The 14501-nt window shown below is 36.2% G+C and carries 11 protein-coding genes; 4 read left to right on the forward strand and 7 right to left on the reverse strand.

Annotated features, from left to right (window positions below):
- Positions 1-281: 281 nt before the first annotated feature.
- Together ACP6PM_RS17895 and ACP6PM_RS17900 are read right to left on the reverse strand one after the other, a co-directional pair.
- Positions 282-1193: an OmpA family protein gene (locus tag ACP6PM_RS17895; protein ID WP_426586937.1), complete on the reverse strand. Its 912-nt coding sequence runs from the start codon at positions 1191-1193 to the stop codon at positions 282-284.
- Between the two features lie 550 nt (positions 1194-1743).
- A complete protein-coding gene (locus ACP6PM_RS17900; RefSeq protein WP_426586939.1) occupies positions 1744-1884 on the reverse strand; it encodes a hypothetical protein in 141 nt (46 codons plus the stop codon).
- Between the two features lie 351 nt (positions 1885-2235).
- Between ACP6PM_RS17900 and ACP6PM_RS17905 the strand changes: the two genes are divergently transcribed.
- Entirely contained in the window at positions 2236-2490 is a 255-nt protein-coding gene (locus ACP6PM_RS17905; protein WP_426586941.1) for a hypothetical protein, read from the forward strand.
- 163 nt (positions 2491-2653) lie between these two features.
- Here the strand turns inward: ACP6PM_RS17905 and ACP6PM_RS17910 are convergent, their stop codons facing one another.
- The 4 genes from ACP6PM_RS17910 to ACP6PM_RS17925 form a co-directional block, all read right to left on the reverse strand.
- Positions 2654-2827: a hypothetical protein gene (locus tag ACP6PM_RS17910; protein WP_426586943.1), complete on the reverse strand. Its 174-nt coding sequence runs from the start codon at positions 2825-2827 to the stop codon at positions 2654-2656.
- On the reverse strand, positions 2814-3281 hold the full coding sequence (locus ACP6PM_RS17915; RefSeq protein WP_426586945.1) for a hypothetical protein: 468 nt from the start codon (positions 3279-3281) through the stop codon (positions 2814-2816). The genes ACP6PM_RS17910 and ACP6PM_RS17915 overlap by 14 nt, the downstream gene beginning before the upstream one ends.
- 53 nt (positions 3282-3334) lie before the next feature.
- Positions 3335-3691, reverse strand: a complete 357-nt coding sequence (locus ACP6PM_RS17920) for a hypothetical protein (protein ID WP_426586946.1) — start codon at positions 3689-3691, stop codon at positions 3335-3337.
- Positions 3692-3874: 183 nt separating this feature from the next.
- Positions 3875-4012 carry a hypothetical protein gene (locus ACP6PM_RS17925; RefSeq protein WP_426586947.1) on the reverse strand — a complete coding sequence of 46 codons (138 nt, stop codon included), beginning with the start codon at positions 4010-4012 and terminating at the stop codon, positions 3875-3877.
- An 855-nt stretch (positions 4013-4867) separates the two neighbouring features.
- Between ACP6PM_RS17925 and ACP6PM_RS17930 the strand changes: the two genes are divergently transcribed.
- Positions 4868-7489 (forward strand): dynamin family protein, encoded by a 2622-nt coding sequence (locus ACP6PM_RS17930; protein WP_426586949.1) that lies wholly within the window; start codon positions 4868-4870, stop codon positions 7487-7489.
- Positions 7490-8130: 641 nt separating this feature from the next.
- Here the strand turns inward: ACP6PM_RS17930 and ACP6PM_RS17935 are convergent.
- The gene (locus ACP6PM_RS17935) at positions 8131-8877 is read right to left on the reverse strand and encodes a hypothetical protein (protein ID WP_426586951.1); all 747 of its coding nucleotides are present in this window, start codon (positions 8875-8877) and stop codon (positions 8131-8133) included.
- A 1200-nt stretch (positions 8878-10077) separates the two neighbouring features.
- Here ACP6PM_RS17935 and rimO point away from each other — a divergent pair.
- Positions 10078-11391, forward strand: a complete 1314-nt coding sequence (gene rimO, locus ACP6PM_RS17940; RefSeq protein ID WP_426586953.1) for a 30S ribosomal protein S12 methylthiotransferase RimO — start codon at positions 10078-10080, stop codon at positions 11389-11391.
- Positions 11392-12554: 1163 nt separating this feature from the next.
- Complete coding sequence (locus ACP6PM_RS17945; RefSeq protein ID WP_426586955.1) at positions 12555-14042, forward strand: DEAD/DEAH box helicase; 1488 nt, start codon at positions 12555-12557, stop codon at positions 14040-14042.
- The last annotated feature ends 459 nt before the right edge of the window (positions 14043-14501 follow it).

A 14501-nucleotide genomic window follows, 5' to 3' on the forward strand; every position in this document is an offset into this window, starting at 1 on the left:
GTTATCAGTTATCAGTACAGACAGTTGAAACCGGAGGCTTTAAATCCGGAATTTTCTTTTTTATCCCCTGGAAAGGGTAGAAGCTTAAAACCTTATTTCTTGGTCAAGAATTAATATTAATTTGATCAGGAAATTACAAAATTAATTAGGGTTTGCTGAATAAATGAAAACAGTCTTAGAGAGAGGAAATATAGGGAAAGGGGAAAGTAAGTGTTGAATCAACTTTTTGGGAGTTTCTTACTCCCCACACTCCCCACACTTCCCACCCTCTGTTTTTTCACCTAATTAGCAGGTGTCAAAATAATTACTGTGCGCTGGTTTACATCAGCAGCGGGATCGGTATTAGGAAGTGGTTGAGAATAACCTACTCCTTCGCCAACAACCTGATAAGGTAAATTCTGCCCTTTTAAATATTCAACCACCGCATTTGCTCGGTCTTGGGAAATTAGTTGATTTAACTGAGCATCACCAACCCTAGATGTATGACCTTCAACTTTAATGGCAACTTTATTAGGATCGTATTCCTTAATTTCTGAGATGAGACTATTTATAGTTTGCTCTGCTGTGAAAGGTAATTCAACTTCATTAAAACCAAATTTGACTTGACCTAGAGTTTTTGGTTGAGTCAAAGATTTTCCTTGTGACTGAGATGTTGTCGTTATGTCTGTTGTAGTAGTGGGAGTCTCAGGTTCAGGTTGTAATGTAGCAGTTGATTGTATAGTTTCGGTGTTAGTAGTAGTTTCTGTTGTATCAGTAGTGGGTTGTTCGCTAGAGGTTGTTGTTTCTGTTGTATCAGTAGTGGGTTGTTCGCTAGAGGTCGTTGTTTCTGTTGTATCAGTAGTGGGTTGTTCGCTAGAGGTCGTTATTTCTGTATTTACCTCTGACTTTTGATCTGTCGTTGCACCAATTATTGTCTCCGTGTCTTCTGTTTCTGTGGTTGTAGTTGAAGAGTCTGGTTCAGTATTAGTTGTAGTTGTCTCAGTTTCTAGCGTTTCTGTTACTTGAATTTCTTCTGTTTGAGAATCTGCATTTTCCGAATCTACATTTTCAGTTAATTGAACATCAATAGTGGGGCGTTTAAAAGCGTTAGGACCAGCAAAAGCCCAAGCGCAAATAATCATAAAGCCCATACACCCTGCTAAAATTGTAGGACCTAAAACTTGTTGGTTATCTATTTTGTTTTCTGCGCTCATATCTAAAATATAGCTCCAAACTAGGTTGGTATTATTACTTTTATTGAACTAATCTGACGATCTAATGATCGAGGTTGATAGAATCTCTCAATAAACCAAATTTTAGTAATGGTTATGATATTAAGATTCTTGCCCTTATTTATAACAGGATTTTATGAGAAAGGATATAAAGTGTAACGTATTTTTCCGAAGTTCTTTATATTCCATTGAATTTGGCTCTGCTGAAACAGTAGAATGCTATTCTTTTTCACAGAAGTCACCCATCCAAAAGTCAAAAGTCATGCATCAGGATTTTATAGACTAAAAACTTTGACGTTACAGTAATTTCCGGGAATTATTTCACATCCAAAGTTTGAAAGTATTTGTGACATCTTGAAAGTGAATTGGTATGGAAATTTAATTTTCTCACTGAGGAAGTGGAAGATTAATAATTCTGTATAATGATTAGATTTTAATTGGAAATTTTTTAATAAACCGACAACTATTGTATCCTGGGAATAGTTAGAGGCGTTCCTGTGGAACGTCTCTAGAAAGTTTTGATTAGTATTAATTAACCAACTGTATAAGCGGTACTAAGTCCCCACAAAAGGAGAAAGACTATACCACCTAAGATAAGAATCGCAGAAATAGCGATCGCGCTGGGAGTATCTGCTCCCTTAAATTTCATTATTCCACGGTCGAGGTCAGACATGATATTTATCTCCTAAATTCTGCTTTTTATTTTAGCTGATAATTTCGAGAAATATGTCTATGCTGTTACTGTATTTTCTAATACTTCTGTGGCGAATTTGTCTCGAATTTTAAAATAATAATAAAGATTGGCAATGGTCATTTCAGTTATCAGTTATCAGTTATCAGTTATCAGTTATCAGTGGTCATATTTGAGGCGGTTATTAGATAATTCCAGGGTTTTGTAATTTGTGTTAATAGTTCTTTGACTGATATAAGACTCAAATTGTTTCCTTAATTCTGGTTTGATTAAAAATTCTATTTGGTCGTGCAAGCATAGGAGATGAAATTTTGGTTTTAACTCTTCATAGAATTGTTCTTCTGGCGTTTCTGTATCGAACAATTTGTAGCAGATACGAAACAGGAAACTGAAGAAATTGTTCAGATGGTAGTAGATATTGAATATCAACAAGTAGACGTTCATAAATTATCTCAAGATATTACTTTACTCAGGGAAAAGTTGGAGGAATTTTCTCATCTGGAAAGTAATTCTTTAGAGCTTGAGGAAAAGGTCGCTAAATTATCAGCTCAGATATTATACTTGCAGCAAGAAAGGTCGAATATATGAGTTGGTTTAGAGCCGTTGTTTCGTCGAGTTGGAGTCTTGTTTTAGCAATAATACCTTCTATACTTAATTGGTATATAGATAATCCCAATATTTTTTTGATTCTTCTGTGCTTAGTTTTAGCATCACCATTTTTATTAACAAGCTTGGTAATTTTTTTCTGGAGCTATTTTTCTATAAAAGCGGAAATAGTTTGAAACCCTAACTTGAGATTAATTAAATCCCCTGGAATATGTTCTGCCATCGATTTTAGAAAGTCAATTTCTCGCACATCAGTTAATCCCCCTAGTTGCACTTCATCAGTTAATAACCAAGCTATTTCTGATTTAACCGCATCCAAAGAATCTTGAATTTTTCCATCTATAAATAAGAATTGTTTGGATAAATCTGTTCTGACAATCAGTTAATAACCAAGCTATTTCTGATTTAACCGCATCCAAAGAATCTTGAATTTTTCCATCTATAAATAAGAATTGTTTGGATAAATCTGTTCTGACAATATGTAGATAACGACTGTAAGCTTCCGTATATGAACCCAATCTATTTCTATCTTTTTTGATTTGCTCTACAGACTTAGGGATAGATGGCAGTTTCTGGCAATTTTCTATAACTTCATTGACTTCTTTTCGGAAAGTCTCATCTGTTTTATCGCTTGCCAACTCAATAGTTTCTAAATATGGCTGTAAAGTATTAGTTAATCTATCCCAAAATTGCTTAAACGACTTCTGAAAAAGTCTTTTATCTCCAGCATATTGTTGTAGAGCAGAACTGGCTTTTTCTAACTCAACTTGCAAATTTTTACTTAACTAAATCAACTTATTTTCAAAAGTTAGGGCATATTTATGGTCTAACAGAGACCTACATCAGAATCTTTATCCCAATAATCTCCTCCAGGGTTAGGTTTTCGCATAAATAAAGCAAAGTCTACATCTTCACTCAAAACTTTAATCATTCGCTCTACATCTCCTACCCCTGTATCACCTAAACCAGGCAAATCTACTACTGCTATTTGACCAATATCTGAGTGGGGAAACTGAGATTCAATTTCTACTTTTTTGACAGCTAAATAATTGTAATAAACTTGTTTACCTTTAACATCATCTTGGGCAACATATTCTCTAATTTTTTCCATTCCCCAGGAAAAAATTGGTTTGCACTCTAACAAACCTTTGTATTTAGGATGATGTTCTCTATAAGGCTTCAAATATTCATATTTTGCTTGGTCTACTTTACTAGCAACATTGTTTGGTAATGGAGGTAAACCTTTGTTAATAAAATCGTCAAAATTTTCTGGTGTTGTTCCTAATGATAAGTCTTCATAGTAAAGCTTAATAACTTCTTCGAGTAAACTTTGTGGAGAGTGAGGGTAGACTTTTCCTGTCGTTAATTATGCTTCTAATTGATGATAAATAATACTCATAACTCCCGTACAATGTTGTCCGCTACCATCAGGAATTTCATTGCGACTTAATCCGGTTAAAGTCTGTAAAAATTTGCTTTTGCCTTGTCTTGGTTTACCAACCACACCAATATTTAGAGTTTGACGAGAAAAGCGTGCTTTGAGTTTACTAATTGTCGTTAAATTCTTAGATTTTAAAACAGAGTGATCGCTCCGAATTTTCGCACCTCAAAATTAGCATAATTATCAATCAAACTAACCGTTGCATTAACCAGAATCTATTTTACTAATACCATTTCACAGAATTCATAATTCTGAATTATGAAGTTAGATTAGATAGGCTAAAAACTTTGAAAATAGAAAGGTTTGAGGCAATTATTTGACATTTAAAGTTTGAAACTATTTGTGACATCTTTAAAGTTAATTGGTATAAGTAATATGGTATCTGCTTAATTAGTCATAAATAAAATTGGATAATTTTTGACTTCCTATATCTCTATCTTTACTCTGTATTCCCTCTAGACTCCAGACTTCTATTTAATTGTTTATTTATAACTGTTCAACTCGAAATGATATAACTTATCTACTGTACCTTATCTCAAATTTAATTCCAGCTATATTCAGATTTTATTCTCTGATAAAAGCTGCTTACAATTATTCATACGCCTAAATTTTTTATGGCTTTTTCTGTTATATAGCAATCATAAATTAGATGTGAAAATTGAGGTATTTTTTAAAAGTACAGAATATAGCACTTATCTTATGAATAAGATACATTTTTTTCTTCTTCCCTGTTCCCCAAAAGTATGCAATATCTCACAACTTAAGTCATATTACTATATAAGTCATTTAGTATAGTTTTTTATCGACAAATTAAGATTTTTATCATTCTAGCTGTTAATTGTAGATTTTTTTACTTTCCCATAACTGATACTTAGGTATAATTAAAAAACACCACTAAACTATCGCATCTACAGACCCATGGATATTGCCAAAATTAGCACCGAATCAGTAGAATTGCTCTCCCTTATTACTGGAAAAAATTTGACGAAAAATGATATTACGCCACCAGTATTGTTTTTAGCAAATCTAGTAATCATACTAATAGGTGTTATCTATGCAGATGGAAAAGTAGTAGAAGAAGAAAAAGCTAGACTGAAAATAACCATCCATAAATTTATCCCTCCTAAAGGCAATGTCTTGGAATTAACTAAATTAATGATTCATGGAGTATCTCAGCAGCAGCTTTACAAAAAAATTGAGACAATCTTGACATTAATTTATCCTCTTTCTACTCCAGAAAAATTGTTACTAATTAGCTTTGGTTATGAAATGTCTGCTGCGGATGGAGATATGGATGTACGCGAGAAAAAATATCTAGAAATTGTGGGAAAAAAATTAGGTGTTAGACCCCAACGTTTACAACTTTTAGAGGCAGGATTTATTCATCAAGACAATCTCGATAAAAAATCTATCGATGAAGTGAAATATTTACTTAATCCGGCGCGTTTCCATCAGTTAGATAATATTTTTGTTAAAGCTGCTAGTGAAATGCTAAATTCACTTTTGCCCAGTTACAAGCAAAAACAAAACAAAACAAATAAGCTCAAACAAACTGTTGTTTATAAAGATTTAAAAGAGTTTCAAAAATATAGACAGGAACTAGAGAATATTTGCCACCAAACATATAAAATATTTGCCGAATCAAGTGAACGAGATTTACTGCCTAATACATTAATATCTGAACTAGATAAAATCTTAGAAAAAATACAATCCCAAAAATTCCGAGTTGCAGCGCTCGGAGAATTTAGTCAAGGTAAATCAACTTTATTAAATGCTTTATTTGGGGAGGAAATTCAACCAGTAAGAGAAATTCCTTGTAGTGGCACGGTTACAGTTTTAAAATATGGGGAGAAAAAACGGGTTGTTTGTCATTATAAAGATGGGAAGGAAGCAGAAATTCCTTTGAGAGAATATCAGTCAAAAGCCAGTATTTCAGAAACAGCAGCTTTAGGAAATATGAGTGAGGAATTAGCCCACTCAGAGCTAGAGGAAATAATTTTTGAACATCCAGATTTAGAATTATTTCAAAGTGGGGTAGAAATTCTTGACTCTCCTGGTTTAAATGAACATCCAGACCGGACTGCTATTACTCAAAAATTATTAGAAAATACAGATGCAGTAATTTTCCTAACTAATGCTTCTCGTCCACTAAATCAAGGGGAACGAGAGTTAATTCAAAGTTTGAAGTTGCAGTTAAATGGAAATAAAATTGATTTGCCTGCGGATAATTTATTTGTGTTAGTGAATTTTATCGATCTAGTCAGAAGTGAAAAGATTCGCCAGCAAATTAGAAATAGATTAGAAAATTTTCTGTTGGGTGAAAAACCGATTATTGCTGATGGGAGTCGTTTACATTTTATTTCTGCTCAAGCTGCTTTAGATGGAATTTTAGAATGTGAAGAAAATGAATATTTGACCTACTTTAATAATTTCACGCACTCGATAGAAAAGTTTCTTACTATTGAGCGGGGTGCTGTAGAAATTCAGCAAATTTTCACTAAGATTAATGCTTTGATTTCTGAAGGAATAAAAGCATTAGAGCAAGCCGAAAAAGTTTTAGATGGTAAGGTGTATTTGTCTGTAGAGGCAAAAGTAGAAGTATTGAAAAAAATAGAGGATGCTAGTGGGCGAGATGTGAAAATTTTATCAACTACTGAAAAATTAAAAAATAAGAGTATTAAACAAGCTACTGAGGCTTGGAATAAATGGGTAGAAGGATTAGGCGATCGCCTAGAGAAAAAAAGTTATGAATGGTGTTCAGAACATTCTCTTCTCTGGGATAAGGAAAAAGTTCTCAAAGATTATGCGGAAGGATTTGCAAATTCTCTGGCAACTGAATTAGAAAACTGGAGTAATCGGGAAGTTAAAGAAATTGTGGTGAATAATTTACAAATTTTAACCAAGGAAGTATGCCAAAATCTAGAAGTTATTAGAATGGATTTACAGGCAGTAGATTGTCAAATAAATTCTAACTTGAATGAGCAATTTGATTTGGCAATTGAAAATATTAAAGCAGATGGATTAGATATCTCTTCAATAACTAAGTTAGGAGAAAATTATGATGATAATAAAAGAGGTGGTTTATGGGAAAATTTAACATTAGGTGGTTTAACTGCAGGTGCTTTATTTATGTTTACAGGAGTAGGATTTTTACCCATACTTTTAACTGGAGGTGCTGTGGTTTTGATTAGCTCATTTTTTGGCATGAGTCCTGATGATGAGAATCCAGAAATAAAAATTAAACAGCAAGTTTATGATGCCTGTTTTCAGAAGTTTGATAAATCTACTGCGGAAATATTTAATCGGATTTGTGAAAATATTGCTGAAGTTTTCTACAGTCAGTTTAAATCAGCAAGTAAAGTGATTGAGCAGGCAATATTTCTTTACGAAAATCTCCTAGAACAAGAAGACAAAGCTCACCAAGAAACTCAGGAACAATTAGAGTCACAGAAAAAGATCATCGCCGAAAAAAAACAGCAACTTACAGAAATAAAAAAGAAAATTGAAACAGTTATAACTAAAATTATTGACAGGAAATAAACTTCTCTTAGTTTAGAAAAAATGAACAGATAAATCTCTATTTAGTCAATGCAAGTAACACCGTGTCACTGAAGTTAAAAGTCAAAATCAAAAAGTCAGAGGATATCAACTTATAGCTTTATTTAGTCAATGCAAGTAATACCGTGTCACCGAAGTTAAAAGTCAAAATCAAAAAGTCAGAGGATATCAACTTATAGCTTTCTTTTAAATAGCATTATTTTTGATAATTTGCAATAAGCCAAACCCTAATAAATATGCTATATTCAAAGACTGTTGCTTATAAAAATACATAACTAATTTATAGCTAAGAAAGAATTGGTTAGGACATAGACTGATGATGAATCTTAGACTAGGAAATGTTTTTCCAATTGTTCCCTGTTCCCTGTTCCCTGCTATAGTATCCTGGTATGCGAAAAAAACCGCATCGATACCGAACATATCATCAGTTTATTAGCACAAGGCGATCGCCAGGTAACAAGATTTTCTTGTTAAAAAAATTTTCAGGTAGTAGGTTTTAGGTTGTAGATTACTGACAGCTTTACCTACAATTTCAAACCTATTACCTTCTACACATTAGGTAAACTCTGCTCAAATACTATTTATATCAAATAATCATTGATTATGAAAACTTTCTAGGCTTTTTAATGAACTTTGCGCAGCTTAAACCCAAATGCTAGGGCTACAAGAGAACCGAAGATTATTGAAGGCTCGGGTACAGATTTTGCTTCTACCCCTGTGAAGTCTCCCATCTTAACGATAACCTCGTGCTCAGAAGATCCGCCATTTGGTGTCATTGCAATTCTACCTGTCATCTGCCAACCATCTTCTAAACTATCCCCTGTAACGAAAACGTTTGTCCAACGACCTGTGTTTTCCTCTAACTGGTCAACTTCGTAGTTGAAAGCGACACCATCAACTTCTTCTATGAAGAGGTATGACTGTCGCTTCACCAAAAATTGAATAGCATTGCCCATCTCCCAATCAGCTTCGTAGGAAACTTCTTCACCACCAATGTTTGCAGTTACTTTGGAACCAACTTCCCAGTTGATTGAGAAATCATAAAAATTATACTCATCATTATCATCTAACCATTCTAAACCTATTTTTTTATTGAAACTACCATTAACACTTGTTTGTGTTCCTACACCCAATTGCCAGTCCTGATTAGGATTATTTTTACCACTTCTTACTTCAGCACCATAAACGCCTGGCTGGACATCATATCTTGTTTGGTAGGAACCAGCATCACCAGTAAAGGTCTTCGTGCTGCCATCATATGAAAGATTGTCTAGTAGTTGCAGAGTGCTAGCTTTAGCACTTTCAGGTGCTAACAAGCTAATACCAATCACAGTAGCAATCGCAGTAGTGGATAATAGTCTATTAATCATAATTCTTTACTCCGTAGTGTTTATTTAGCTATTTGGTTTTGTTTTATTTTATTCATGTACAACTGTACTTAATACATTTATCTGATGTCAATTATCTTGACTGAATCTTTACTGAATCTTTAAGAAACTGGCAATAATGATTTTTTTCTTCATCGTTTCTTTACATAAGCAAGTTTTCATCGGTTGTGAGTGAGTATGATTAATTTTCTGAGGGAGTAGCCTCTGTCTGATACTAAATCAGATTTATAGAGATCCTTTTGTGCAGACGATGAGATGGGGTATAGACGAGATATGGAGAGGATTCAAGAGGATTTTTAAAAGAGCATTTTAATAACCGGATTTGGAATGACCTATGTATAGAATACTACATTAGGGATGATGCAGTAGAAATTCGGCGTTGGTAATTGGTTAAGATGATTTTCTATTAGAGGTGATACCCATCACTTATTCTAGTTAGATATTTATATCATGTCCGGATAATCAGCGATAGAACTCCGTTCCGCTTACGCGACCAAAAAACCTTCTCCCTTTAAACCAATATTTCCTTCAGCATAGCTGCCTTCCTTCCTCCAAAGTGTAAGTCTTCAACCGGACATGATATTAGAGGTATCAGAAACAGATTACTCTTAAAGTTTCATCTCTTGATTTACTAACGCCAAAATTCTATTATTCTCAACTCTGCAGTTTCAAGATCGGCAGCAACATTAACTGATAATTTGATCTCACCTTTCCGATTGGCTATTAGACATCTGCGATAATCAAAAATCAAATCGATTATCGGGTATAAATCATCAAATTTTTCCGCCTACTCCCTACTCCCTCTTTTCCGGATAGGTCTATTGAACTTATAGCACTTTGCGCGGATGGTGAGGTACAGTTGAAGAGTAATCTCTCTTCCCTATTTACTAAAGCGATCAAACTTTCTACTTCACTAACTCCGAAACTGCTGTAATCTACTTTGAAAGAGGGTTTAATTTGAGTAGACCGCAAAATTTATGGTGTTGGGAGTCATTTCATTTATCAGTTAGACTCCTGGGTCGTAACTTCGTTAACAATACCTCCAGCAATAAGGAAGCAATAAATACAGAATTTTCTTTTTTTATCCCCTGAAAATTTAAAGAAGAGGCTATTAACCTTATTTCTTTGGTCAGGAAATATGCTACACTAAAAGGCTGTTGCTGATAAAAATCCATAAATAAAATGTCTACAAAACCCACCATTGCATTTAGTCACCTGGGATGCGAAAAAAACCGCATTGATACCGAACATATCATCGGTTTACTCGCACAAGCAGGTTATCAAGTAGATGCTAACGAAGAATTAGCAGATTATGTGGTTGTTAACACCTGTAGTTTTATTCAAGCTGCTAGAGAAGAGTCTGTCCGTACTTTGGTAGAATTAGCTGAAGCTAATAAAAAAATAGTCATCGCGGGTTGCATGGCACAACATTTCCAAGAAGAATTACTCGCTGAGTTGCCAGAAGCAGTAGCATTGGTAGGTACTGGTGATTATCATAAAATAGTAGATGTGATGCAACGGGTAGAAAAAGGCGATCGCGTCAAAGAAGTTACTCCCGAACCAACTTACATCGCTGACGAAACCACCCCCCGTTACCGTACAACATCCGAAGGCGTTGCTTATGTAAGAATTGCCGAAGGATGCGACTATCGTTGTGCTTTCTGTATCATTCCTCATCTGCGGGGAAATCAGCGATCGCGTACCATAGAATCTATTGTCGCTGAAGTCCAACAATTGGCCTACCAGGGCGTTAAAGAAATCATCCTTATCTCCCAAATAACCACTAACTATGGAGTCGATATTTACGGCCAACCAAAACTGGCCGAATTGCTCCGCGCCTTGGGACAAATTGATATACCCTGGATTAGAATGCACTACGCCTATCCCACTGGTTTAACACCCAAAGTCATAACCGCCATCCAAGAAACTCCCAACGTTTTACCTTATCTCGACTTACCTCTACAACATTCTCATCCCGAAATTCTTAGGGCCATGAATAGACCTTGGCAAGGTCAGGTTAATGATGATATAATCGAGAGAATTAAAGCAACTATGCCCAACGCCGTGTTGCGGACAACTTTTATAGTCGGCTTCCCTGGTGAAACAGAAGAGCATCATGCACATTTAGTGAAATTTGTCAAGCGTCACGAATTCGATCATGTTGGGGTGTTTACTTTCTCTGCAGAAGAGGGAACCCCTGCTTATAATTTGCCCAATCAGTTACCCCAAGCAGTGATGGATGCCCGCCAGAAAGAAATTATGGAAGTGCAGCAGTCCATATCTTGGCAACAGAATCAAACATCAGTGGGGCAAGTGGTTGATGTGCTAATTGAACAAGAAAATCCCCAAACAGGAGAGTTAATTGGTAGATCGGCCAGGTTTTCTCCAGAAGTAGATGGACTTGTTTATGCTCAAGGGGAGGCCAGATTAGGGACTATTGTTCCAGTAAAAATTACAGATGCAGATATTTACGATTTGTATGGTTATGTAGATTAGATTTTTTGGCTAATCGGCAATAATTCTGAAGTGGGGTAAAACTTTCAGGACTTACGCATCCAAACAAGAAACCGGGTTTATCGCCCTAATTATTGTTGCTCTAATCCCCGTTACAAAAACAACTTCTGACTTCTGTCAGGGCTAATGGCCATTCGCCCCTACTGAGTTCGTTAAAGACTCTCGATCCAAAAAATGATGTAGTAAAAAATTATCAGAAAATCTAGTATCTAAAAAAAGAGCTGAGTTGAGGAAAATGTGTAAAAAATACACTAAATGTTAAGTCATTTGTTATTATGTAAATGATTATGAAGTTTAACAGGGGCCACTGAGAGTAACAAACTGTAGATTATCTAAACTGCTTGTTGAGACTAATGCTGAAGTGCGAAGACGCGGTTAAGCAAAGAGATAAAGGTAATTTTCCTTTACTGTATTCAATGGGCAACTGTAAAGATGCACAACAGCTTATTACTTTTAAACAGAGGCTCCAACCTGCCTTAATGTACCCAACTAGGGAGAAAAGGAACAGGGCATTTGGCCTTTATCAAAATCTCGGCAGAAGACCCACGTTCTCCTGTATAGGGAATGTCGGTATAAATGCTGGGCCATACTGACTACTTACAAATATAGATCTAAAAAATTGTAAAAGCAATTTGGCCGCTGGGCTAGGGCTGACTAAGGAAGCCTTCAGATTGGCGATGTACTGTGGAGCGACCGTAACACCAAAAGAGAGTAGTGGTAATTCAGAAATTGCCCCTAACTTGAAAGGTAGGTCTTAAGAAACAGAAACCTAAATTGTGTTTTTCGGCTGTCGCCGACATGAAAAGCGCAGCGGTGTGTAGCAGGGTTTAGGAATCCCCTACTGTGGTCTCAGGGCAGTGTTGGGAGGATGTAAATCTGTCGTTATATCTTCAGGTTAAACCTTAACCGTTGGGAAAATACAGACATCGCTTAACTCTTAGCAGTCAACTCTAGTGCTATCAGTTGAGTGTAAATTGTGAGTGGCAAAGGCATACTGCCCTACCAATAAGCTAGCTATAACTACAGCAAATAAGCTGGAAATTTGTGGCTAGTGAGGGCTTATGAGCAGCTATGGTTGACCATAAATCCGCCTCCAAGTTGGGTGAGAAAGGAACCAGATGTAAATAGTTTACATAGGAGAATTAATGGATTTATCGTTTGCAAATTTAGGAATTTCAGAGGAGCGTGCAAATCATCTGGAAACAATTGGTTTTACCGAACCTACTCCGATTCAAGCTCAAGCAATACCACATTTGCTGGCAGGAACGGATATTGTAGGTCAAGCTCAAACAGGAACAGGTAAAACAGCAGCGTTTTCTTTACCCATATTGGAGCGGATCGATCTAAATACAAACGCAGTTCAAGCGTTAATTTTAACTCCCACTCGTGAGTTGGCACTGCAAGTTACAGAAGCGATTCGTCAATTTACTGGTTTGGATAGCAAAATTCCGAGTAAACGGCGATTATTTGTTTTAACTGTTTATGGCGGTCAGTCTATTGAACGTCAGATTCAGCGTTTGCAAAAGGGTGTTCATATTGTAGTGGGAACACCAGGGCGAATTATAGATATGCTTAATCGGAATAGTTTGAAACTAGATCATTTGAAAATGATGGTTTTAGACGAAGCTGATGAAATGTTGAGCATGGGTTTTATTCAAGATGTGGAAAAAATTCTGGACGCTGCACCTCTTGAACGTCAAACAGCTTTCTTTTCTGCTACTATGGATTATTCAATCCGGAAACTGGTGAATAAGTATTTGCGATCGCCAGTAACAGTTAAAGTAGCCCAACAAAAAACTACTCCGAAGCGCATTACTCAAACCGCGTACATAGTACCTCGTGGTTGGTCTAAAGGAAAAGCTCTACAGCCAATTCTAGAATTAGAAGACCCAGAAGCAGCTTTGATATTTGTGCGCACAAGGCAAGCTGCAGCGGAACTGACAAATCAATTACAATCAGCAGGTCACAGTGTTGATGAGTATCACGGCAACTTAAACCAATCTCAACGGGAACGGTTGTTAAGTCGCTTCCGGAATCAACAAGTACGTTGGGTTGTGGCAACTGATATTGCAGCTCGTGGTTTAGATGTGGATCATTTAACTCATGTGATTAACTACGATTTGCCTGATAGTGTAGATAGTTACGTTCACCGCATTGGTCGTACAGGTCGTGCAGGTCGCGAAGGAACAGCAATTTCGTTGATTAACCCTGTAGATAAACGGAAGTTGCGGTTGATAGAACGTCATTTGCGTCAACGTTTGGATACTCGTTCAATTCCTAAGCGCTCTCAAATTGAAGCCAGGCAGTTACAGAAATTACAGGATAAGGTGCGAGATGCTCTGAGTGGGGAGCGGATGGCTTCTTTCTTGCCCTTAATTTCTCAGTTAGGTGAAGAATACGATCCCCATGCAGTTGCTGCTGCTGCTTTACAGATAGCTTATGATGAAACTCGTCCTGCTTGGATGGGACCTGATTATGCTCAGGAGGAAGAAGCGCCTATATTTGAAACTCCCAAACCAAGGCTGAAAAAGCAGCCACCTAAGAAGTCTCGTAATCAAGGTTATTCCGATAAAAATCAGAATGTCAAGGATGAGACTTATGTAGAAGAGGCATCTGTTTCACAGAATAATTAGATAATTAGGGAGTAGGGAGTCAGGATAAATAGGAATTTTAGAGACGTTGGCGATCGCGTCTCTAATTTTTTTTAAATAGGGAGTAGGGAGTAGTAGGATATCTAGACTAAAATTGTGGGTAAAAAAACCTAACCCCCCAACCCCACAACTATCCCCTCTTACCCCCCTTTGAAAGCTATGCTTTATAAAGATCTTTCTTAACATAAAATTTGACAACATAGACAAGTTATGTATAAGCTTTTGAGAGGCTTTTTCCTGAAAAAAGTGTATTGAAAAGTACATTTTTTTGAGAACTTTAGACAAAATTCTTACGGACCACACGGACCACACGGACTACCCTCCCTACAAGGTTTTCAGGAGTTCCTTATAAGGGATAGCTTTGAAAGGGGGAGTATTTCTCCCGGAGCAGGAGAGGGGTTGGGGGAGAGGTCTTCATTGACTCAAATTTACCCACCTTTT

The organism is Dapis brunnea BLCC-M229, from assembly GCF_050015995.1.
In the GTDB taxonomy this organism is placed as follows: domain Bacteria; phylum Cyanobacteriota; class Cyanobacteriia; order Cyanobacteriales; family Microcoleaceae; genus Trichodesmium.